This window comes from Falsiroseomonas sp. (assembly GCF_041690465.1).
In the GTDB taxonomy this organism is placed as follows: domain Bacteria; phylum Pseudomonadota; class Alphaproteobacteria; order Acetobacterales; family Acetobacteraceae; genus Falsiroseomonas.
Genome location: NZ_JAWLHG010000002.1, coordinates 117,415 through 136,943, shown reverse-complemented (window position 1 = coordinate 136,943; position 19,529 = coordinate 117,415). Strand labels below are relative to the sequence as shown.

The window sequence follows — 19,529 nt, the reverse complement described above, 5'->3', positions numbered from 1 at the left end:
GCCAGTTTGGAGCACCGCCAGGATGGATGCACAGCGACAGCGACCAGGTTCCGCTCCACGGCCCCCTCGCCGGAAGCTGCCCGCGCCCGAGAACCATGCGGCGTCGCACAGGTCCGGCCGCCGGCTGGTGATCGGCGGCATCGGCGCGATCGGCGCCCTCCTCGCCGGGCTCACGGTCGGCATCCCGGCGCTGTTTCCCGAGGCGGAGCGGAAGCAGCGCTTCGACAACCGCCGCATCATCCCCCCGCTGCTCCGCGCGCGCATGGAGCTTCGCCAGCCCGCCGGGCGGGAGGCCGACCCGCGCGGGACGCTGCCCGGCGATCTCGGGGCGGAGGAAGCGCTGCTCGTGCTGAGCCGCGTCGAGATGCGCGACTGGGATGTCCCGCTCGAGACTCCGGCGCAACGCGAGATGCTGGAGGTCACCTCCTACCTGGCCGACGACATCTGGCGGGCGGCGCAGGTGCGGGTCGCCGTGGTCCCGACGGGCGGCGCGCCGGATGCACGGCTGATCGCGGCCCAGGGCGACACGGCCTGGGTCTGGGCCGACCAGCTCGTCGCGGCCGGGCCGGGCTGGATGGGCCGCACGATGGACCAGGCGGAGCTCATGCGCCTCAATCCCGATCTCGGCCTGGACCGGCCGGGGCTGCGCGGGCGGCTCAGCCTCGCGGAGGCGCTGATCGTCGATGGCGCGTCGTCGGGTCGCGGCGGCTTCGCCTTCGATCCGGACGCGCGCATTGCCGCACCGCGCGGCGCGCCGCGCGCCGAGCCCTGGCCGCCGCTCTACCCCGCCCCTGCCTTCGCCGGCCCCGCGCTGGCGCGGGAGGGACGGATCGGCGCGGCCTGGTTCGGGCTGCTGCCCGCGGAGATGGCGATCACCGGGGCGGTCGGAGTGCAGGATGAAGGCGGTGCCTTCCTGCCGCCGATGCCGCAGGCCGGTCCCTCCCGGCTCTGGCGCGGGCGGGTGCGCGATGCGGAGGGCGGCGGCGGCGTGCTGGAGGTGGCCGAGCCGGTGCCGGGCGTCGCGCCGGTGCCGGCCGGCGGGCTGCTGGTGGCGGGGCCGGGCCGGCTGCTCGGGCTGGAGGACCCGCCCTCAATCCTGCTGGCGCAGGTCGGGCAGGTGAGCGGCATGGACGAATGGGTGCGCCGGCTGCGGCTGGACGGGACGACGCTGTGGGAAACCCCGCTTCCCACGGCGGAACACATCGCCTTCGCCATGGTCGAGCCGGGGCGTCTCTGGCTGGTCGCGACCCCGGACCGCATGAGCCAGGATCTGCATGCGATCGCGCTGGCGGATGGGCGCATCATCCGGACGCGGCACGTGGCGTGATGAGACAGGAGCCGATGATGGGCAGCATGCAGGATCCGGCGGCTTCGGGCGCGCGGCGCGAGGCCTTCCGCGCGCTGCATACGGAAGGCTGCTTCGTGCTGCCGAATCCGTGGGACGTCGGCACGGCGAAGTATCTCGCGGCGCAGGGGTTCCGCGCGCTGGCGACGACCAGTGCCGGCGCGGCCTGGTCGCGGGGGCTCGCCGATGGCGCGATGGATCTCCACGCGGTGTTGGCGCATGTGGCGGAGATCGTCGGCGCGACGTCCCTGCCGGTGAACGCCGATTTCGGCCATGGCTACGGCGCCGATGACGAGGGCGTGGGGCGCGCCGTCGCGCGCTGCCTGGAGACGGGCGTGGCCGCGCTCTCGGTGGAGGATGCGACGGGCGATCCCGCGCGGCCATTGTTTCCGCTGGCCGAGGCGGTGGCGCGGATGAAGGCGGCGCGCGCTGCCTGCGATGCGGCGCCGGGGCGCGGCATCCTGGTCGGGCGGGCGGAATGCTTCCTGACGGGCCACCCTGATCCGCTGGCGGAATCGCTGAAGCGCATCGCGGCCTATGCGGAGGCGGGGGCGGAGGTGCTCTACGTCCCCGGCCTCACGACGCCGGATCAGATCGCGGCGGTTGTGCGGTCGGCGGCGCCGCGCCCGGTGAACCTCCTGTTGAGCCGGCCGATCGGGCTGACGCTGGATGAGATCGCCGCACTCGGCGTGCGGCGGGTCAGCCTGGGCGGTGCGCTGGCCGGCGTCGCCTGGGGGGCGGTGGCGCGGGCGGTGGCGGAGCTGAAGGCGGGACGCTTCGACGCGCTCGGCGGGCGGCTGCCGGGGGGCGAGCTGAACCGGCTGTTCGGCGGATAGCGGGCCGGCGCATCGCGGCTTCGGGATCGCGGGACCGTTGTCCGTTCCGGGCACGGCCAGGTAGAATCTTCCACGGCCCGGACACGGCATGATTGCCGACCCGGCATGATGGAGGGCGGCCGCGCGATGCTCGCCGAGGACCAGTTCGCCTTCTTCGCGCGCAACGGCTTCCTCCGCCTGAACGCGCTGGAGCCGCAGAGCTGCGCGCGGCTCATGGAGCAATGCTGGAGCCGCCTGCCGCCGGAATGGGCGCGCGACGATCCGGCCAGCTGGCGGGGAGAGGTCACGGATTCCTGCCACTCCGCCGGCCTCGCCTACCGGCGCGGGCATCTCAAGTTCCAGAAGGGCGCGCTGCAATCGGACGCGGTGGCGATCGCCGCCGCCGGTCCCGCCTCGCCGCTCGCCGCAGCCGCGCGCGAGCTGCTGGGGCATGACGTCGCGGTGCGCTACCGCGGGCTGTACCTGATCGCGCCCTTCGCGGAATCGCGGCAGGTGGCGCGCTTCTGCAAGCCGCATGTCGAGGCGCATCCGGTGCACCTGATCGCCACCGGCTATCTGCACGATGTGCCGGCGGGCGCAGGCGGGCTGCTGGTCTGGCCGGGCAGCCACCGGGCGCTCTTCCCGACCTTCGGATCGCGGCTGGAATTCATGGCCGGGCCGGACTACGAGCGCCTGGCGGCGGAATACGCGCAGCAGGAGCCGCTGGAACTGACGGGCCGGGCCGGCGACGTGTTCCTGATCCATCACCGGCTGCTGCATGCGCCGAGCCTCAATTTCAGCGACCGGATCAGGATGGCGCTGTTCTGCGACTATATCCGCAGCGACCACGCGCGCCTGGCGCAGCAGCGGCCAGGCGCCGGGATGTGGGAGGACTGGTCGCCGCGCCTGGCGGCGCTGCCGGCGGAGAAGCCGGATTTCGCGCTCCGCCCGGCCAGCCTCGGCGACCGGGTGGGCATGGCGCCGGCGGCGGCCAACCACACCACCGAGAACAAGCGCGATGCGAGCCGGCTGATCCGGCTGATCGGCGAAGGCGAGCTGTGGGTGACGGTCTCCACCGCGCCGGCACTGGCCGGGACCGCACGGATCGAGCCCTGCGGCGCGGCGCAGGTGGCGCGGCTGGCGCGGGTGAGCGCGGGCGGGGCGCGGCTGCGCTCGGAGGCGAAGAACGACATCGTCGCGAAGCTGCCCGAGGGCGCCCGGGAATTCGCCGTGTCGCGGCGCTGGCTGCCCTGGCGCCGGCCGGTGCCGCTCTGGATCCGGGTGATCCGGGTGCGGCTGCCCTTTGCCCGCAGCGAGTTGCTGGCGGAAGCGCGGCTGGATGCGGCGGCGCCGGCCTGGCAATGGGCGCTGCCGGCCGCGCCGGATGCACTTCCGCCGGGCGCTGCGGTGGTCGGCGGCGGGGCTACAGGATCTTCGCCTCGAAGGGCGGCTTGAAGTCCGGCGCTTCGAATTCGACCACCCAGAGGTCGGGGTCGCGCTTCACCTGGCGCTCGATATAGGCGTCGGCGGCCTGTTCCTCGACCGGAGCGGGGCCGGTGGCGCGCAGCCAGGCGGGGCGGCCCTCGGCGTCGCGGACCTGGGAGAGGACGACCAGGCCCTCGCGTCCGCGCAGCACGCAGAGGATGCCCCCGGCATCGGGGTCGCCCTTGCGGATCACCGCCGCCGGGCGGCCGGCGATGTCGGAGAGGCGGGTGGCCATGCTCACCCAGATGCCGGCCTTCACACGCGGTTCCATGGGCAGAGTCTCGGCGGCGTTGCGACGTCGCGCAAGCCCTTGCCCGACGACGCGCGCCGGTCCATTCACCGGCAGTTTCTGTTTGCGGATCGGATTCACGCTGCGGGGCGGCGCCGCCCCTCCGCGACCCGATCCGGAGGACCCTTCCCATGAGCAAGCACCAGGACCTCACCGAAGGCCAGCGCGCCTACGAGGCGCGGCGCGCCGCCAAGGCCGGCATGTCGCTGGAGAAGTGGCTGGCCGAGAAGGACAAGCGCGCCCGCGCGGAAGCCGCCGAGGCGGCGAAGGAGGCACGCGCGGCGGCCACCGCGGCGCCGGAAAAGAAGGGCTGGTTCGGCCGGCTGCTGGAGAAGGCGCAGCAGCCGCTCAAGTAGAGGTGCGCAGCCGGCGGCGCGGGGCGGCGGCACCGAGGGCGAGCAGGCCGGTCGCGAGCAGCAGCAGGCCGGAGGGCTCCGGGACTGCAATGCCGCCACCGCCGCCGGTGGTGCCGAGAGCAGTGACGTTGTCGACCCCGAGCTGCGCGATGACGGGCACGGCGACGCTCGGACCCGTGAAGGCGGCGGTCGGCGCGTGGACGATGCGCAGCAGCGACAGGCCGCCGAGCGCGTCCCCGGCAGCGCCGAGCAGGGCGGTGAGGTCGGGTGACGCCAGGCTGAACGAGACGTTGGTCCAACCGCCTCCGGCCGGCAGCAGCGCCGCCACGCTGGTGATGATGCGGTCGTCCGGGATGCGCAGCAGTTCCAGCCGGATCGCAAGGTCGGATGTGCCGAAGTTGCGCAGGTCGAGCGCGATGCCGGTGATCCCGGCGGCCAGGTAGTTTCCGGCCCATTGGGTGTCGTTCTGTGCGACGAGGCGGCTGCCCGGCCCGCTTCCGCCGGTCGCGGTGACGAGCATGAAGGCATCGCCGGCGCCGGCCGGCCCGCCGCTGGCGGTCACCGCGGGCGGCACGGCAGGCGTCGCCACGAACGCCCCGCCACCGGCGAACCAGCCGCTCAAGGTGAGATCCTGGAAGGTGTCGGTCTGGCCGATGACGGCAGCATGCGCGGCCGCGATGGGTGTCACGGCGAGAGCAAGCGCCAGGGCGCCGGGTCGCAGCGGGGCAGGCATCCTGGTCCTCCCTTTGGCCGGGTGAACCCCGGCAAGGCCTTCAAGGCACCTCACAGCATCCGCAGCAGCGTGCCGTCCTTGCGCAGCGCGTGGTGGTAGATCGCGCCGCCGATATGCGCCGCCAGCAGGAAGGGCAGCGACCAGCCGATGAGGCTGTGCGCCCAATGCAGCACCGTCGCCAGTGTCTCGTTCGCCTCCATGAACTTCGGCAGGTCGATGAAGCCGAGGAAGGCGGTCTCGCCCTGCAGGGGGAAGCCATAGGCGTTGGTGGTGAAGAAGCCGAGCAAGGGCTGGATGATCAGCGCGGCATAGAGCGCGTGGTGCACGCCGTTCGCCGCGCGGCGGATGTTGGCCGGGATGTGCTCCGGCAGCAGCGGCGGCGTGGAGAAGCCGCGCCAGGACAGCCGCGCGATCGAGATGAACAGGATGATCAGCCCCGTGCTCTCGTGCAGGGCGTAGAAGTCCATCTTCGGCTCGTCCTTGATGAAGCGGATGACGAGACCGGTGGCGATCGCCAGGAACAGCAGCGGCACGGTGGTCCAGTGGAAGACCTTGGCGAGCCGCGAATACTGGCCGTCCGGGTGCAGCGTATCCTGCCCGCGGATCGGCTCGGGCGCCGACATGACGGGCGGCGGTGTGGTGGCCTGGTCCATCTCTCGCGTCTCCCGTCGCTCGCGCCATTATGGCATGAGCGAACCCACAAGATGGAAGCGAAAGCGGCATGAGCGAGGTCCCCGACTGGCCGGATTTCCGGGCCGACCATCCCGGCGCGCGCCCGACCGAGTGGCTGCGCAGCGCCGCGGAGCCCGACTGGAGCGCGGCGGTCGGGCATCGCTTCGCGATCGCCTGCAACGAGGGCCGCGTGCCGGCGGAGGTGATGCGGCGCTACCTGGTGCAGGACTACCAGTTCATCGGCGCCTTCTGCGCGCTGCTCGGCCGCGCCATCCATACCGCGCCGGACCTGGCGGCGCGGCTGCCGCTCGGGCGGTTCATGGGGCTGCTCTGCTCGGAGGAGAACACCTATTTCGTGCGCAGCTTCGACGCGCTGGGCGTGCCGGAGCCGCTGCGGCGCGATCCGCCGCTGTCGGAGGCGGCGCAGGGCTTCCGGGCGCTGATGGTGGAAGCGGCGGAGAGCCCTCGCCATGCCGAGCAGCTCGCCGTGCTCTGCGTGGCGGAGTGGGTGTATCTGAGCTGGGCGCGGCCGGCGCGCGACAGCAGGCCGCCGGAGCCCTTCTGGTGCGCCGAATGGGTGGACCTGCATGGGAGCCCCTATTTCGAGGGCTTCGTGGAGGGGCTGCGGGCGGCGCTGGACCGGGAGGTGATGGCGCTCGATGCCGGCGCGCGGGCGCGGGTGCGGGCGCTGTTCACGCGCGCGGCCAGGCTGGAGCGGGCGTTCTTCGACTCGGCGTATGACGAGGCGTTGCCGGCCGGGTGATGCTCGCCGCGCATGCGGATTGGAGCGTCGACCCGCGCAAGCGCTGGATGGCGCTGGCGCGCCGCGGCGCGGGCGGCTGGATGGCGGAGGCGCCGCGCCCCGTCGGCGACACCGCGAAGCTGCTGCCGTCGCTGCTGGCGGAGGGGATGCCGGTGGCGCTCGGGCTCGACCTGCCGCTCGGCGTGCCGCGGGGCTGGGCGGCGGCGCGCGGCGAGCGGGACTTCCCGGCGATGCTCGCCGGCCTGGCGCGCGAGCCCGGCTTCTTCGAGCCGAGCTCGACGTTGGAGACGGTGTCGCCGGCGCGGCCCTTCTATCCCGCGCGCGGCATCAGGGGGATGACGCGGGCGGCGCATGCGGCCGCACTCGGGCTCGATTCGGCGCGCGGCCTGTCGCGGCTCTGCGACCGCGCCACCGCCACGCGGCCGGCGGGCGCACCGGTATTCTGGACGCTCGGCGCCAACCAGTCGGGCAAGGCGGCGATCGCGGCCTGGCGGGACTGGCTGGCGCCGGCGCTGGCAGCGGGCGCGCCGATCGCACTCTGGCCCTTCGCCGGGGCGGTGCACGGGCTGCGGGCGCCGGGGCGCGCGGTGCTGGCGGAGGTCTATCCGGCGGAGGCGCTGCGCCAGCTCGGCCTGCGCATGACGGGCAGCAAGCGGGCGCAGCCGCCGCGCCTGGCGCTGGCCGGGGCGCTGCGCGACGCGATGGCGCGGCTGCGCGTGGCGCCCTCCCCTGCCCTGGCGGAGGCGGTCGCCGAGGGGTTCGGCGCGGATGCGACCGGCGAGGACCGGCTGGACTGCGTGCTCGGGCTGCTGTGTCTTGTTGCGGTGCTGGATGGGATTCGGCCGGACCATGTGCCGGACGATCCCTGGATCCGCCGCTGGGAGGGATGGGTGCTCGGACAGACCGACATGCCGAAGGATATGGCGTGACCTTCGACGACGACGATGCGCTGGCGGCGCATGTGCAGGCGTTGCTCGATGCGACGCTGCCGAAGGCGCGCTGGACTCATGCCGGGCATCTGGCCGCCACGGCCGGGCTGATCCTGCTGCGGCCCGAGATCGCGCCGGACACGGCGCTGCCGGCGCTGATCCGGCGGCTGAACGAGCGCCACGGCGTGCCGAACAGCGACACGCGCGGCTACCACGAGACGATCACGCTGTTCTTCCTCGCCGCGATCCGCCATGCGCTGGCGCGGGACGACTTCACGCGCCCGGCGCATGCGCGCGTCAATGCGCTGCTCGCGGGGCCGCTCGCGGGCGGCAAGGCGGTGATGGCGCGGCACTGGTCGGATGCCGTGCTGTTCTCGGCGGAGGCGCGGCGCGGCTGGGTGCCGCCGGATCTGAAGCCGATCCCCTATCCCATCGGCGGGTAGAGGCCCTTCGCGCGCGCCACCTGCTTCACCAGCGCGACCAGCAGGTCGAGCTGCGGCGTCGGCACGTCGGCCAGCCGGGCGAGCTTCAGCGGCAGGGCGAGAAGGCTGTCGATCTCCATCGGGCGGCCGAGCTCGAGGTCCTGCAGCATCGAGGGCTTGTGCAGCATGTTGTTCGCCGCGACGCGGTCCACCGCGCTGTCCGGCAGTGCGCGGCCCAGCGCGCGGGCGATCGCCAGGCCTTCCTCCGCGCTGCGGCGCGCGGCGGCGCGGATCACCGGATCGGCGAAGGCGTCGCGCACGCCCATGCCGCTCAGCACGCAGAGCGGCCCGGTGCCGAGATTGCCGAGCAGCTTCGACCAGACCTCGAAGCGGATGTCGGGCGAAACCGGGCAGGGCATCCCGCCGGCGGCGATGACCGCGGCGATGGCCTGCGCGCGTTCGCTGATGCGGCCATCGATCTCGCCGAGGATGACGCGGATGTTGCCGTGCTCGGACTTCACCACGCCCGGCGCGATGACCTCGGTGGCGGAATAGACCACGCCGCCGATGGTGCGCGCGACGCCGACCGCCTCGCGCACCGCGTCGCCGGGATCGGCCTCGGCCAGGCGCAGGCCGTCATGCGGGCCGCCGTGCTGGTCGAAATACCACCAGGGTATGCCGTTCATCACGAAGGCGACCGGCGTATCGGCCCGCAGCAGCGGCGCGATGCCGGCGGCGACGGAGGGCAGCGCGGGCGATTTCACGGTGACGATCACCGCATCCTGCGGGCCGAGCTCGCGCGGGTCGGCGCTGGCCTGCGGGCGGGAATGGTGCGTGCCGTCATGGGCGTGCACGGTGAGGCCGTTCGCCTGAATGGCGGCGAGATGCGCGCCGCGCGCGACGAGCGACACCTCGGCGCCGCCACGCGCAAGGCGGGCGGCGATGTGGCCGCCGATGGCGCCGGCACCATAGACGCAGATCTTCATAGTCTCGTCCTCAAGCCCCGGCGCGCGCTCCGCGCGCTTGGCGTCGTGCCCAAGGCACGCCTCCGGTGCGACGCGCAGGCCACTGTTGCGCTTGCGGCAAATCCTGTCTGTGCGCGGGCCGCATTCGCGGCCTCAGCCGGCTGAGCCGGCTGCCAGCGACAGTTCACGCCAACATCTCCACCGCCGCGCGGCTCAGCGCCTGGACGCCGAGGGCGATGCAGCGCTCGTCGGGCTGGTACTGCGCATTGTGCAGGCGGTCGGCGCGGCCGGGCGCGCCGCTGCCGATGCGCAGATGCGCAGCCGGCGCCAGCGCGGCGAAGGCGGAGAAGTCCTCGCTGCCCATGGAAGGCTCGCCTTCCTCGATCAGCTCGCCGAACTGCGCGCGCACCGCGCCCAGCACCGGGCGCAGCACGCGCTCGTCGTTGACCAGCGGCGGCACCATGCGCTGGTAGTCGAGCGCGCATTGCACGCGCATCGTCGTCTCGAGGCCAGTTGCCAGGCGGCGGATCGCGGCCTCCGCCAGCTCGCGCGCTTCCGCGTGCAGCGTGCGCACGGTGCCCTTCAGCGCCGCGCGCTCGGGGATGATGTTGTAGGTCGCGCCGCCCTGGAAGCTGCCGATGGTGACCACCGCGGGATGGATCGGGCGGATCTCCCGGCTCACCACGGTCTGCGCCTGCGCGACGAAGGCGGCGGCGGCGACGATCGGGTCCACCGCGGCATGCGGATGCGCCGCATGGCCGGACTTCCCGCGGATCACCAGGTCGAAGCGGTCCGAGGCGGCGAGGCAGGCGCCGGGGGCGAAGCCGAAGCGCCCCACCGCGATGTCCGGCTGGTTGTGGAATCCCAGCGCGAGGTCGATGCCCTCCGCCGCGCCATCGGCGATCATCGCGGCGGCGCCCTGCAGCACCTCCTCGGCCGGCTGGAACACCAGCAGCACGCGGCCGGCGAGCATCGGCGCCAGATCCTTCAGCACCTCGGCCACGCCGAGCAGGGTCGCGGTGTGGATGTCGTGGCCGCAGGCATGCATCTTACCGGCAACGGTGGAGGCATAGGGCAGGCCGGTTTCCTCGGCGATCGGCAGCGCATCCATGTCGGCGCGGATGGCCAGCGTGGGACCGCGACGCCCGCCCTCGATCACGCCGAGCACGCCGGTGCCGCCGAGCCCGGTGCGGTGGGCGATGCCGAGCCGGGCGAGCTCGGCGGCGACGATGCCGGCCGTGCGCACCTCCTCGAAGGCGAGCTCGGGATGGGCGTGGATGTCACGACGGATGGCGACGAGGCGGGCCTCGATCGCGGCGGCGGCATCGCGGATGCGACGGGAGGGATCGTTTGCGGTCATGCGGCCGCATGTTCGAGTGAAGATGTGGTCATTGGCAAGGCGGGCGGCTTGCAGGCGCCAGAAAGCACGTGCAATAGGCTGGTCAAACTCCGGGAGGGGGATGTCGAAGAAGATGCGTGGAGACGTTCGGAACAACGACGCGCGGGCAACGGTTTCCCGCCGTGTGCTGCTGGGCGCAGCGGCAACGACCCTGGCGGTGCCGGGCATGGCGCGCGCGCAGTCCTGGCCGAACGGGCCGATCCGCCTCGTGGTGCCCTTCGCGCCCGGCGGCAGCACGGACATCTCCGCCCGCTTCCTCGCCGAGGGCCTCGGCCAGCGCCTCGGTGTCTCCGTGGTGGTGGAGAACCGGCCCGGTGCCGGCGCGACCACCGGCAGCCAGGTCGTCGCGGATGCCGCGCCGGATGGGCAGACGCTGGTGATGAGCAACATCGCCAGCCATGGCATCAGCCCCACCCTCTACGGCCGGCGCGTCCGCTACGACCCGGTGCAATCCTTCACCCATGTCGCGATGGTAATCACCAACCCCTCGACCTGGGTGGTGAACAAGGACAGCGGCATCAGCAGCCTGGCCGACATCGTGCGGATGGCGAAGGAGCGCCAGGGCGGGCTGGACATGGCCTCCTCCGGGGCCGGCTCCTCGAACCACCTGCTGATCGTCCGCTTCTCGCAGCTTGCGGGCATCCCGTTCACGCATGTGCCGTTCCGCGGCGCCGGGCCGGCGATGCAGGCGGTGATCGCGGGCCAGGTGCCGATGATGTCGGACAGCCTGCCCTCCTCCGCCGGCCACATCCGGCAGGGCAGCGTGCGCGCCGTCGCGATGAGCAGCGCGGAGCGCCATCCCTCCTTCCCCGAAGTGCCGACCTTCCGCGAGCAGGGCTTCGACCTGGTCAGCACCTCCTGGTTCGCGCTGTCCGGTCCGGCCGGCATGCCGCCGGCGATCGTCGAGCGGCTGCACCGGGAGGTGATGGCGGTGATCTCCAGCCCGACCGCGAGGGCGCGCTTCGCCGAGCTTGGCGGCTCGCCCGGCGACATGACGCCGGTGGAATTCAGCAGCTTCGTCGCTGCGGAAGTCGAGCGCTGGGCGCCGGTGGTCCGCGCCTCGGGCGCGGCGGTGGACTGAACCGGGCGGCGCCCGGCGGATGAGCCGGGTGTGACTTTTTTCGCCGCTCACGATTGCGTGCCGGGCGGTGTGGTGCATAGGGTTGGGGCGCGGAGCGGAGAGGTGACGGCAGATCACCAGGCGCTCCGATGTCCCGCCGGTCCGCCAAGGGTTCGGCGGCGTTACGTGTTTGTGGAACGGGTCGGGGCGCGGCGGCGGGCCGGGCAGGAACGAGGTGGCGATGAAGATAAACACGAAGGACCTGTTGGCAGGCGGGATCTTCATCCTGCTTGCGATCATCGGTCTCTGGCTGAACACCGATCACACACTGGGCGACGCGCGCCGGATGGGCCCCGGCTACATGCCGATGCTGGCCTTCCTGGTTCTGGGGGGGCTCGGGATCGCGGTGATCGTTGCCGGGCTGTTCAGCGGGCCCGACCCGCTCGCCAGCTGGACGCGCCTCGAGATGTTGGCGGTTCCGATCGGCATCGTGACCTTCTTCCTCGGCTATTATGCCTCCGAGGCGACCGGCCTGTTCACCGGCTGGTATTCGCTGGGCTGGGGGGCCCTGGCGGGTTGCCTCGGCCTGTCCGTCGCGCCGGGATGGCGGCCGGTGGGTCTGGTCCATGCCGGCCTGGCGGTGTTCGGCCTGATGCTGGAGGACCTGGGGCTGATGGCCTCCATTGCCGGCTGCACGGCGGTCGCCGCGCTGGCCGAGACACAGCACCGGGTGAAGGGCGTGATCGGGATGATCCTGTTCCTCGCCGTGCTCTGCTACCTGGTGTTCATCGCCTATCTCGACATCCGGGTCCCGGTCTGGCCCGTGTTCCTCACGCAGTGACGCGCGCAGCCGGAGATCACCCTCATGATTCAAGAACTCCTCGGCAATCTTGCGTTCGGCCTCAGCGTCGCGCTGACCTTCGAGAACATCCTGTTCTGCTTCATCGGCTGCGTGATCGGCACCGCCATCGGCGTGTTGCCGGGCATCGGGCCGGTGGCCACCATCTCCCTGCTGCTGCCGATCACCTTCGGCCAGCCGGCGACGACGGCGATCATCATGCTCGCCGGCATCTATTACGGCTCGCAGTACGGCGGCTCGACCACGGCGATCCTGCTGAACTTGCCAGGCGAGGTCTCGGCCGTCGTCACCACCATTGAAGGCTACAAGATGGCCCGGCGCGGACGCGCCGGCGCGGCGCTGGCCACCGCGGCGATCGGCTCCTTCTTCGCCGGGACGGTCGCCACCATCTTCGTCGCCGCGTCGGGGCCGCTGCTGACGGAGGTCGCGCTCTCCTTCGGACCGGCCGACTACTTCTCGCTGATGCTGCTCGGCCTGATCATCTCCGCGGTGCTCGCGCAGGGCTCCGTGATGAAGGCGATCGGCATGGTGACCGTCGGCGTCTCGCTCGGCCTGGTGGGCACCGATGTGCAGACCGGGCAGCAGCGCTTCACCTTCGGCGTGCCGGAACTCTCGGACGGGCTCAGCTTCGCCTCGCTCGCCATGGGCCTGTTCGGCATCTCCGAGATCATCCTCAACCTCGAACGGCCGGAGAGCCGCAACGCGCTGTCCTCCAAGGTCGGCAGCCTGTGGTTGACCAAGGCGGAGTGGAAGCGCGCGATCCCGTCCATCCTGCGCGGCACGATGCTCGGCTCGGCGCTGGGCATCCTGCCCGGCGGCGGCGCCGCGCTCTCGGCCTTCGGCTCCTACATGATGGAGCGCCGCCTCTCGAAGTACAAGCACGAGTTCGGCACCGGCGCGATCGAGGGCGTGGCGGGGCCGGAGAGCGCGAACAACGCGGCCTCGCAGACCAGCTTCATCCCGCTGCTGACGCTCGGCATCCCGGGCAACGCGGTGATGGCGCTGATGGTGGGCGCGCTGATCATCCAGGGCATCCAGCCCGGGCCGCGCATGGTGGAGGCGCAGCCCGAGCTGTTCTGGGGCCTGATCGCCTCGATGTGGGTCGGCAACCTGATGCTGCTGGTCATCAACCTGCCGATGATCGGCATCTGGGTGAAGCTGCTGCAGGTGCCCTACAAGTTCATGTATCCGTCGATCCTGGTGTTCATCGCGATCGGCTCATACTCGATCAACAACAACGTCTTCGACGTCTATCAGGTGCTGGCCTTCGGCATCCTCGGCTACCTGTTCTCCAAGCTCAGGATGGAGCCGGCGCCGCTGCTGATCGGCTTCGTGCTCGGCCCGATGATGGAGGAGCATCTGCGCCGCGCCATGCTGCTGTCGCGCGGCGATGTGCTGGTGTTCGTGGAGCGGCCGATCTCGGCCACGCTGCTGGCCATCGCCGCACTCGCGCTGATCACCATGCTGCTGCCGAACATCCGCAAGAAGAAGGATGCGGCGCTGGCCGAATAGGAGCTGCGCGCCGCCTTCCATCGAGGGGCCGCTCCCGCGAGGGGGCGGCCCCTTTCGTTTGCGCGCGCGGCGTCGCACCCTGCGCACCGACACGCCGGAGGAGGAATGCGATGGACCTGCAGCTTCAGGGCAAGGTGGCACTGGTCACCGGCGCCTCGGCCGGGCTTGGCCGCTGCATCGCGCGGCTGCTGGCCCAGGAAGGATGCAAGCTCGCGCTGCTGGCCCGGCGGCGGCCGCTGCTGGAGGAGCTTGCCGCCAGCCTGCCCGCCAGCGCGGAGCCGCTGCTGATCGTCGAGGACTTCACCAGCCAGGGTGCGGCGGAGCGCACGCGGGATGCGGTGCTCGGCCGCTTCGGGCGCTGCGACATCCTGGTCAACAATGCCGGCGGCAGCCGCCCGCAGACCGACCTCGGCAGCGACGAGGTCTGGATGGAGGCGATGGAGATCAACTTCCACGCGGGAAGGCGCATGGCGCATGCGATCATCCCTTCGATGCGCGCGAACAAGTGGGGCCGGATCGTGAACCTCACCGGCTCCGACGAGCCGCACATCATCAACGCGGCGAATGCGCCCAACGGGGCGGTGCACATCTGGGCCAAGGCGCTGTCCCGCCAGCTCGGCCGCGACGGCATCACGGTGAACAGCGTGCCGCCCGGCCGCATCCGCTCGGAGCAGATCGACGCCCGGATCCTGCCGACCGAGGAAGCGCGGCGCGACTGGGCGGAGAAGGAAGTGCCGGTCGGCTTCATCGGCGAGCCGGAGGACCTCGGCGTGCTGGTGACCTTCCTCTGCTCGCCGCGCGCGCGCTACATCACCGGCCAGGTGATCCATGTGGATGGCGGCACGCTGCGTTCGAGCCACTGAGCCTTCACGGGAGCGGGCGCGATGATCGGCTGGGCCATACGCGGGCTGCTGGTCGCGGCGGGCGCCATCGCGGCGCTGTTCGTGGCGCGCGAGGCGGAGAACTTCACCATCGTACAGGGCATGGTGGCGGTGGCACTGGTCGCGGCGGTGGTGCTCCTGGTCGCGCTGGTCCGCCGGAAATAGCCGGGCGCCGGACGCGGTTCAGGGCGCCGCCGCCGAGCTCCCGAGCTCGGGCGCGAGCGGGCAGGCCAGGGCGGCGCCGGATGCCGACCCTGGCGCAGCGGCAGCGCCGGGCGATGCGGGCAGCGGCATGACCAGGCGGAAACGCAGCCCCTCGGGCGCGTAGTCCGCGGTGACCGTGGCGCCGAGATCGCGGGCCAGGGCGCGCTCGATCAGGGCGGTTCCGAAGCCCCTGCGACGCGGCGGCATGACCGGGGGGCCGCCGGATTCCACCCAGTCCAGCACGAGCTGCGGAAGGCCGTCGCCGGTCGCCGGCGGTTCCACCCGCCAAGCGACCGCGATGCGTCCCTCGCTGCGGGAGAGCGCGCCGTACTTGGTGGCGTTGGTGGTGAGCTCATGCACCAGCATGCCGAAGGAGGCAGCCTGCCGGGCGGCCAGCGTGACCGGCGGCCCGTCCAGCCGCAACCGCCCGGCGCGCCCCGTGTCGTGCGCCGCGAGCTCGCTGCGCAGCACCTCGGCCAGCGCCGCCCCGGCGCCATGCGTGCCGGCGAGCAGCACGTGCGTCTGGGCCAGGGCGCGGATCCGCTCGGAGAGGCGCGCCTCGTAGTCGGGGACCCCCTTCGCGTGGCGTGCGGTCAGGCGCACCAGCGCATCCACCATGGCCAGCGTGTTGCGCACGCGGTGGTTCAGCTCGTGCAGCATGAGCTTGTGGCGCGTGGCGGCGGCAGCCAGGGCATCACCGACCTCGTTCACCTCGCGCACGGCGCTCTCCGGCGGCGTCGCCGGCTGCCCGCCCTCGAGCGCCTCCCCATAGGCGGTGAGCGCGCCGATCGTGCGGGCGAGGTGGCGGCCGAAGAACCACGCACCGGCCAGGGCGAGCGCCAGCAGGGCGCCACCCGCGGCCGCGGCGGTCCAGAGCGCACCGCGGAGCGGCACGAGCACCGTCGCGACCGGCACGCCGACGCCGACATACCAGCCGGCGCTGGGCAGCCGGCGGAGGGCGGCGAAGACCTCCTGCCCGCTCCGGCTGGTACGGCGCCATACCGTCTCGTCGTCCGTCTCCCGCGGCACCTCGGCTGTGCCGCCCACTGCCTGCTCGTGGAGCTCGCGGCGGGCGAGTATCACCCGCTGACTGTCGAGGATGGCGACCTGGGCCCCTTCCGGCACACGGGCGGCGAGCAGGATGTCGCGCAGCCGTCTTGTGTCGAAGCTTGCATGCAGCAGCCAGGCGATCTCGCCGTCGCGCTTCACGGGGACGACGATGGCATAGCTGTGCACGCCGCCCGTGATGCCGACATAGTGGCCGGTCACCACCGGCTGCCCGCTGGACAGCACCTGCGGATCCCAGGGCAGAAGCGAGCTGCGGGCGGGGAGCGTCTCACCCCAGGCGTAGAAGGTTGAGACGAGCTGCCGGCCCCGCGGGCTGCGCAGGATCACATTCGCGCCGAGGACGTCGCGCACGGCCCTGGCCTGTTCGTGGAAGGCGGCGAGGTTGCCGCTCTGCAGCGCCTGCGAGGTGGCGAGCGCACGCAGCACGGCGATGCTCGCGCTGAGGTCACGCTCCACCGCGAGCGCGGCGGCGAAGGTCGAGTCACGCACCGCACGCTCGAACCGCTCCGTCTCCGCTGCGACGAAGCGCACCGCGAGCAGGGCGGCCAGGCCGAGCAGGGGCAGCACGGCGGCAAGCGTGATGCAGAGGACGTAGAGGCGGACCGGCACACCCGGAGGTCGCCGCGCCGTGGCACCCCGCTGCACTGCGAAGATCGTCATCGGCACGCGGAACTCGACACGCGGAACTCTGCTCGCAGTTTCGCTGACCTTGGCGGGATGGCCGCGGCAGGGCCGGAACACTATCCCCCGCCCGCGAAGCCGTTGGCAACACGTCAGCGTCAGAGGCTTGCCCCGGCGCAGCCGGCGCATGGTGTGGCAGCGCTCGCCATGGGACTCGCCGCCTCCGGGCGCCGGACGCTCCGTGATGCCGACGAGCTCGTATCGCAACCCGTCCATATATTAGCTTTGACTAATTTAGCAGACCGATTTATGCGGATCGTCGTCCGAAGGACGTTCTGCCCAACCTTCATCGAGAGAACGAGCGTATGGCGAAGTCTGAACATGCACGCGGCGCCACGCAGCCCGCCGGCGGCACAAGCGAGGATCTCAGCGCGGAGGAGATCGCGACCCTTCTCTTTGCGATCGAGGAGGAGAAGCTCGCGGGCGACGTGTACGAGGCCTTTGCGGATCTGTACGACGCAAGGATCTTCGACCAGATAGCCGGCTCCGAGGACCGGCATCTGGACGCGCTGCTCCGTCAGGCGGACCGCCTCGGCGTGGACACCAGCGAGCTGCCGACCGGGACGGGCGAGTTCCTCGATGCCGAGTTGCAGGAACTTTATGAGACCCTGCTCGCCAAGGGCAGCCTCTCCTATGAGGACGCGCTGGAGGTCGGCATCCACATCGAGAACGAGGACCTCCTGACCCTGCAGGCGGCGCAGGATGAAACGGACGATCCGGGCCTCGACCGCGCCTACGCCTCGCTCGAGGACGGATCGGAGAACCACCTCGCCGCCTTCACCGCGGCATACGAGCTGCTCGGCTGAGCCCGGCCGACCCTGCCGCTTCGCACCGGGCGGACAGATGCCCGCCCGGTGCGGGTGCGGCAGGCCAAGCGACGAGGCGCGCGCGGCCGCGACGCCATGGCGGCCGGCCCGCGGGTCCTACAGACGCGGCCCCGGCGCGTTCGGCGCATAGCCGAGCGCGGCGGCGCTCGTCATGGGCTTCGCCAGCTCGATCCTGAGCCCGTTCAGCGCGCCGGAGGCCTCGAAGCGCGCGAAGACCTGCTCGCCGAGCTTCTGCAGACCGGCGATTGTCGGCGCCGCCACGTCGTCCATGGTGAAGGCGGGGGGCGGCGGATCGAGCGCGAGCTGCAGGCGGAAATAGGCCAGCTCGTCGCGCGCCTGGCGCAGCATCAGCTCATGCTCGGCGAGCGCCGAGGCGCCGTCCATGAACACGTCGATCAGGCCGGGCAGCCAGCCGGCGAAGCCATAGTGGCAGGCCTTGTCGCCGTCGATCCGGTTGATCCGCGCGCCGGTGCCGAGCGACACCACCACCGCGCGGTCCGCCAGCGGGAACAGCCGCCGCGCCTCGGCGAGTGCCAGCGCGGCGGGGTCGTTGGCGAAGACGCCGCCATCCACCAGCGCATGGCGGCGCTGGTCCTTGGGGTAGTTGGCGTCGAGCGAGTGCACGATCGCCGGCGGGAAATAGGTCGGCGCGGCGGAGGTGGCGCGCGCCACGTCGCGCAGCCGGAAATCCTCCGACGAGGTGAGGCGCGCGCGCCAGGAGCAGAACAGCTTGGGCCGCGCGCGTTCGAGGTCCCAGGCGGTGACCATCAGCTCCGGCTTCGCCTCGGACAGCTGCAGTTCGCCCAGGCGCGACAGCAGCACCCTTTCCAGCGGCGCGGGATCGTATTTGCACTCGGTGATCGGGTTGCGGCGCCCCCAGGCGCCGGGCGGGAAGATGGTGGTGCCATGCGCGGTGTAGAGCTCGGCGAGTTCCGCCGGCCCGTGGCGATTGCCCCCCGGCGCGCAGAGCCCGGCGGCCATGATGCCGCCGGTGGAGGTGCCGGCGACGAGGTGGAAGCTGTCGGCCAGCGCCTTGCCCGGGATGTTCAGCGCCGCGGCGATGCGGCCGAGCGCGACGGCCGGGATCAGCCCGCGGATGCCGCCGCCATCGAGCGAAAGGATCCGCACCGTGCCGGGCATGTCGCGCCTCCGTCCATCGTGATCGAAGCGTAGCGGGAGGAGGGGTAGCGGTGCAAACCGGCGCGGCGCGCCGGTACGGCCCGTTCGGAGATGACGGAGGATGGCGGCGTGCATCCCGACCCGGACGAAGTTGCGCTCCGCGGCGTTGCAGGCTCGGACGAACCTCCCACCCCGTGCCGGAGCCCCGATGTCCCGAAAGATTGAACTCAGCCTGGCACCCGAACTGCGCGTGCGGATCATGCAGCGCCTCCAGGAGATGCCGGGGGTCGCGAGCGTGACCCTGCAGGTCGGCGCATCGGTGAGCCCGCCGGGTGACGTCGTCAGCATCGACGCGACGAACGAGGCGGCCCTCGCGATCCTGGGGATGCTGGACGAGGCCGGCGTGTTCGAGGAGGGCTCCGTCACGCTGGGCGAGCCGACCGCCATCATCGCGCCCCGACATCTGCAGGAGCTCGATCGGCAGGGCAACGAGGCCGCCTGGGAGGAGATGGGCGAGCAGCTGCGGCGCGACACCAACGTGACGCGCAACTTCCTCCTGCTGATGGGGACATCGGGGGCGGTGGCGGCCTTCGGACTGGTGTCGGACACGCTGCACATCGTGCTCGGGGCGATGCTGATCGCGCCGGGATTCGAGCCGCTGCTGCGCGTCCTGTTCGGGATCATGGGCCATCGGCACGCCGCGGGAGCAGGGCTGCGGTCGAGCCTCGCCGGCTATCTTGCGATGGCGGCCGGGGCGGCGGCGGCGTTGCCGCTCGCCCTCCTCCTGCAGGGGCGCGCAGCCGCGGACCTGCCGGGGCTGCACTGGGCCGGGTACTGGTCGAGCGTCCAGGCGAGCGGCATCGCCGTTTCGCTGGTGGCCGGCGTGGCGGGCGCCACCATCGTGAGCGCCCGGCTGACGGTGTTCGCCACCGGCGTCATGGTCGCGCTCGCACTGGTGCCGAGCATGGCGTTGGTCGGCGTGGGGCTTGCCTCGGGCAATCCGGGGCTCGCCCTTGGCGGCCTGCTGCGGTGGGGCGTCGAGGTGCTGTGCGTGCTGCTCGCCGGCGGCACGGTCCTGGCCCTGAAGCGCCGGTTCCTGCATCACCGGCGGGTGTTCGACTGAGCCGGCGCCTCCCGGCCGGCGC

At 72.2% G+C, this 19,529-nt stretch carries 21 protein-coding genes; 14 read left to right on the top strand and 7 right to left on the bottom strand.

The genetic code is table 11. From position 1 onward, the window contains the following. Positions 1–127: 127 nt before the first annotated feature. The 3 genes from ACESM1_RS02795 (at position 128) to ACESM1_RS02785 (ending at position 3,615) form a co-directional block, all read left to right on the top strand. Positions 128–1,327 carry a hypothetical protein gene (locus ACESM1_RS02795; RefSeq protein ID WP_372617517.1) on the top strand — a complete coding sequence of 400 codons (1,200 nt, stop codon included), beginning with the start codon at positions 128–130 and terminating at the stop codon, positions 1,325–1,327. Positions 1,328–1,344: 17 nt separating this feature from the next. Beyond that, positions 1,345–2,181, top strand: a complete 837-nt coding sequence (locus ACESM1_RS02790; protein ID WP_372617515.1) for an oxaloacetate decarboxylase — start codon at positions 1,345–1,347, stop codon at positions 2,179–2,181. A 105-nt stretch (positions 2,182–2,286) separates the two neighbouring features. Beyond that, positions 2,287–3,615 carry a phytanoyl-CoA dioxygenase family protein gene (locus ACESM1_RS02785; protein ID WP_372617514.1) on the top strand — a complete coding sequence of 443 codons (1,329 nt, stop codon included), beginning with the start codon at positions 2,287–2,289 and terminating at the stop codon, positions 3,613–3,615. On the opposite strand, the gene ACESM1_RS02780 is transcribed toward ACESM1_RS02785, so the two are convergent. Continuing rightward, the gene (locus ACESM1_RS02780; RefSeq protein ID WP_372617512.1) at positions 3,584–3,916 is read right to left on the bottom strand and encodes a DUF1491 family protein; all 333 of its coding nucleotides are present in this window, start codon (positions 3,914–3,916) and stop codon (positions 3,584–3,586) included. The genes ACESM1_RS02785 and ACESM1_RS02780 overlap by 32 nt on opposite strands. A 149-nt stretch (positions 3,917–4,065) precedes the next feature. On the opposite strand from ACESM1_RS02780, the gene ACESM1_RS02775 reads away from it, so the two are divergent. Next, positions 4,066–4,290, top strand: coding sequence for a hypothetical protein (locus tag ACESM1_RS02775; protein ID WP_372617511.1), 225 nt, complete (start codon positions 4,066–4,068; stop codon positions 4,288–4,290). Here the strand turns inward: ACESM1_RS02775 and ACESM1_RS02770 are convergent. Next, on the bottom strand, positions 4,283–5,023 hold the full coding sequence (locus ACESM1_RS02770; protein ID WP_372617509.1) for a PEP-CTERM sorting domain-containing protein: 741 nt from the start codon (positions 5,021–5,023) through the stop codon (positions 4,283–4,285). The genes ACESM1_RS02775 and ACESM1_RS02770 overlap by 8 nt on opposite strands. 50 nt (positions 5,024–5,073) lie before the next feature. Then, entirely contained in the window at positions 5,074–5,676 is a 603-nt protein-coding gene (locus ACESM1_RS02765) for a cytochrome b (RefSeq protein ID WP_372617508.1), read from the bottom strand. Positions 5,677–5,744: 68 nt separating this feature from the next. Between ACESM1_RS02765 and ACESM1_RS02760 the strand changes: the two genes are divergently transcribed. From ACESM1_RS02760 to ACESM1_RS02750, 3 genes are read left to right on the top strand one after another with little or no spacing between them, the layout of a single operon-like run. Next, on the top strand, positions 5,745–6,458 hold the full coding sequence (locus ACESM1_RS02760; protein WP_372617506.1) for a TenA family protein: 714 nt from the start codon (positions 5,745–5,747) through the stop codon (positions 6,456–6,458). Then, on the top strand, positions 6,458–7,387 hold the full coding sequence (locus tag ACESM1_RS02755; RefSeq protein ID WP_372617899.1) for a hypothetical protein: 930 nt from the start codon (positions 6,458–6,460) through the stop codon (positions 7,385–7,387). Before ACESM1_RS02760 ends, ACESM1_RS02755 begins: the two co-directional genes overlap by 1 nt. Next, positions 7,384–7,830 (top strand): hypothetical protein, encoded by a 447-nt coding sequence (locus tag ACESM1_RS02750; protein WP_372617504.1) that lies wholly within the window; start codon positions 7,384–7,386, stop codon positions 7,828–7,830. The genes ACESM1_RS02755 and ACESM1_RS02750 overlap by 4 nt, the downstream gene beginning before the upstream one ends. On the opposite strand, the gene ACESM1_RS02745 is transcribed toward ACESM1_RS02750, so the two are convergent. Both ACESM1_RS02745 and ACESM1_RS02740 read right to left on the bottom strand, forming a co-directional pair. Next, positions 7,812–8,795, bottom strand: coding sequence for a ketopantoate reductase family protein (locus ACESM1_RS02745; RefSeq protein WP_372617502.1), 984 nt, complete (start codon positions 8,793–8,795; stop codon positions 7,812–7,814). The genes ACESM1_RS02750 and ACESM1_RS02745 overlap by 19 nt on opposite strands. 163 nt (positions 8,796–8,958) lie before the next feature. Next, the gene (locus ACESM1_RS02740; protein WP_372617501.1) at positions 8,959–10,134 is read right to left on the bottom strand and encodes a M20 family metallopeptidase; all 1,176 of its coding nucleotides are present in this window, start codon (positions 10,132–10,134) and stop codon (positions 8,959–8,961) included. Positions 10,135–10,246: 112 nt separating this feature from the next. Between ACESM1_RS02740 and ACESM1_RS02735 the strand changes: the two genes are divergently transcribed. From ACESM1_RS02735 to ACESM1_RS02715, 5 genes are all read left to right on the top strand, one after another. Beyond that, positions 10,247–11,254 (top strand): Bug family tripartite tricarboxylate transporter substrate binding protein, encoded by a 1,008-nt coding sequence (locus tag ACESM1_RS02735; RefSeq protein WP_372617500.1) that lies wholly within the window; start codon positions 10,247–10,249, stop codon positions 11,252–11,254. Positions 11,255–11,474: 220 nt separating this feature from the next. Then, entirely contained in the window at positions 11,475–12,074 is a 600-nt protein-coding gene (locus ACESM1_RS02730) for a hypothetical protein (protein WP_372617498.1), read from the top strand. A 24-nt stretch (positions 12,075–12,098) separates the two neighbouring features. Beyond that, entirely contained in the window at positions 12,099–13,604 is a 1,506-nt protein-coding gene (locus tag ACESM1_RS02725) for a tripartite tricarboxylate transporter permease (protein WP_372617497.1), read from the top strand. Positions 13,605–13,714: 110 nt separating this feature from the next. After that, positions 13,715–14,467, top strand: coding sequence for an SDR family NAD(P)-dependent oxidoreductase (locus ACESM1_RS02720; RefSeq protein WP_372617495.1), 753 nt, complete (start codon positions 13,715–13,717; stop codon positions 14,465–14,467). Positions 14,468–14,488: 21 nt separating this feature from the next. After that, positions 14,489–14,650, top strand: a complete 162-nt coding sequence (locus ACESM1_RS02715; protein ID WP_372617493.1) for a hypothetical protein — start codon at positions 14,489–14,491, stop codon at positions 14,648–14,650. Between the two features lie 18 nt (positions 14,651–14,668). Here ACESM1_RS02715 and ACESM1_RS02710 read toward each other — a convergent pair whose 3' ends face one another. Next, positions 14,669–16,417: a sensor histidine kinase gene (locus tag ACESM1_RS02710; RefSeq protein ID WP_372617491.1), complete on the bottom strand. Its 1,749-nt coding sequence runs from the start codon at positions 16,415–16,417 to the stop codon at positions 14,669–14,671. 326 nt (positions 16,418–16,743) lie between these two features. On the opposite strand from ACESM1_RS02710, the gene ACESM1_RS02705 reads away from it, so the two are divergent. Further along, a complete protein-coding gene (locus ACESM1_RS02705; RefSeq protein ID WP_372617490.1) occupies positions 16,744–17,244 on the top strand; it encodes a DUF2202 domain-containing protein in 501 nt (166 codons plus the stop codon). A 117-nt stretch (positions 17,245–17,361) separates the two neighbouring features. On the opposite strand, the gene ACESM1_RS02700 is transcribed toward ACESM1_RS02705, so the two are convergent. Next, the gene (locus ACESM1_RS02700) at positions 17,362–18,405 is read right to left on the bottom strand and encodes a patatin-like phospholipase family protein (RefSeq protein ID WP_372617489.1); all 1,044 of its coding nucleotides are present in this window, start codon (positions 18,403–18,405) and stop codon (positions 17,362–17,364) included. Between the two features lie 187 nt (positions 18,406–18,592). Between ACESM1_RS02700 and ACESM1_RS02695 the strand changes: the two genes are divergently transcribed. Continuing rightward, positions 18,593–19,507, top strand: coding sequence for a DUF389 domain-containing protein (locus ACESM1_RS02695; RefSeq protein ID WP_372617487.1), 915 nt, complete (start codon positions 18,593–18,595; stop codon positions 19,505–19,507). The last annotated feature ends 22 nt before the right edge of the window (positions 19,508–19,529 follow it).

Excerpts from the sequence above, each read along its gene's own strand:
- ACESM1_RS02740 (WP_372617501.1), bottom strand. The coding sequence starts at position 10,134 with ATGACCGCAAACGATCCCTCCCGTCGCATCCGCGATGCCGCCGCCGCG.
- ACESM1_RS02765 (WP_372617508.1), bottom strand. The coding sequence starts at position 5,676 with ATGGACCAGGCCACCACACCGCCGCCCGTCATGTCGGCGCCCGAGCCG.
- ACESM1_RS02735 (WP_372617500.1), top strand. The coding sequence starts at position 10,247 with ATGCGTGGAGACGTTCGGAACAACGACGCGCGGGCAACGGTTTCCCGC.
- ACESM1_RS02775 (WP_372617511.1), top strand. The coding sequence starts at position 4,066 with ATGAGCAAGCACCAGGACCTCACCGAAGGCCAGCGCGCCTACGAGGCG.
- ACESM1_RS02785 (WP_372617514.1), top strand. The coding sequence starts at position 2,287 with ATGATGGAGGGCGGCCGCGCGATGCTCGCCGAGGACCAGTTCGCCTTC.
- ACESM1_RS02720 (WP_372617495.1), top strand. The coding sequence starts at position 13,715 with ATGGACCTGCAGCTTCAGGGCAAGGTGGCACTGGTCACCGGCGCCTCG.
- ACESM1_RS02695 (WP_372617487.1), top strand. The coding sequence starts at position 18,593 with ATGTCCCGAAAGATTGAACTCAGCCTGGCACCCGAACTGCGCGTGCGG.
- ACESM1_RS02760 (WP_372617506.1), top strand. The coding sequence starts at position 5,745 with ATGAGCGAGGTCCCCGACTGGCCGGATTTCCGGGCCGACCATCCCGGC.
- ACESM1_RS02700 (WP_372617489.1), bottom strand. The coding sequence starts at position 18,405 with ATGCCCGGCACGGTGCGGATCCTTTCGCTCGATGGCGGCGGCATCCGC.
- ACESM1_RS02745 (WP_372617502.1), bottom strand. The coding sequence starts at position 8,795 with ATGAAGATCTGCGTCTATGGTGCCGGCGCCATCGGCGGCCACATCGCC.
- ACESM1_RS02705 (WP_372617490.1), top strand. The coding sequence starts at position 16,744 with ATGGCGAAGTCTGAACATGCACGCGGCGCCACGCAGCCCGCCGGCGGC.
- ACESM1_RS02755 (WP_372617899.1), top strand. The coding sequence starts at position 6,458 with ATGCTCGCCGCGCATGCGGATTGGAGCGTCGACCCGCGCAAGCGCTGG.
- ACESM1_RS02725 (WP_372617497.1), top strand. The coding sequence starts at position 12,099 with ATGATTCAAGAACTCCTCGGCAATCTTGCGTTCGGCCTCAGCGTCGCG.
- ACESM1_RS02715 (WP_372617493.1), top strand. The coding sequence starts at position 14,489 with ATGATCGGCTGGGCCATACGCGGGCTGCTGGTCGCGGCGGGCGCCATC.
- ACESM1_RS02780 (WP_372617512.1), bottom strand. The coding sequence starts at position 3,916 with ATGGAACCGCGTGTGAAGGCCGGCATCTGGGTGAGCATGGCCACCCGC.
- ACESM1_RS02730 (WP_372617498.1), top strand. The coding sequence starts at position 11,475 with ATGAAGATAAACACGAAGGACCTGTTGGCAGGCGGGATCTTCATCCTG.
- ACESM1_RS02790 (WP_372617515.1), top strand. The coding sequence starts at position 1,345 with ATGGGCAGCATGCAGGATCCGGCGGCTTCGGGCGCGCGGCGCGAGGCC.
- ACESM1_RS02770 (WP_372617509.1), bottom strand. The coding sequence starts at position 5,023 with ATGCCTGCCCCGCTGCGACCCGGCGCCCTGGCGCTTGCTCTCGCCGTG.
- ACESM1_RS02710 (WP_372617491.1), bottom strand. The coding sequence starts at position 16,417 with ATGACGATCTTCGCAGTGCAGCGGGGTGCCACGGCGCGGCGACCTCCG.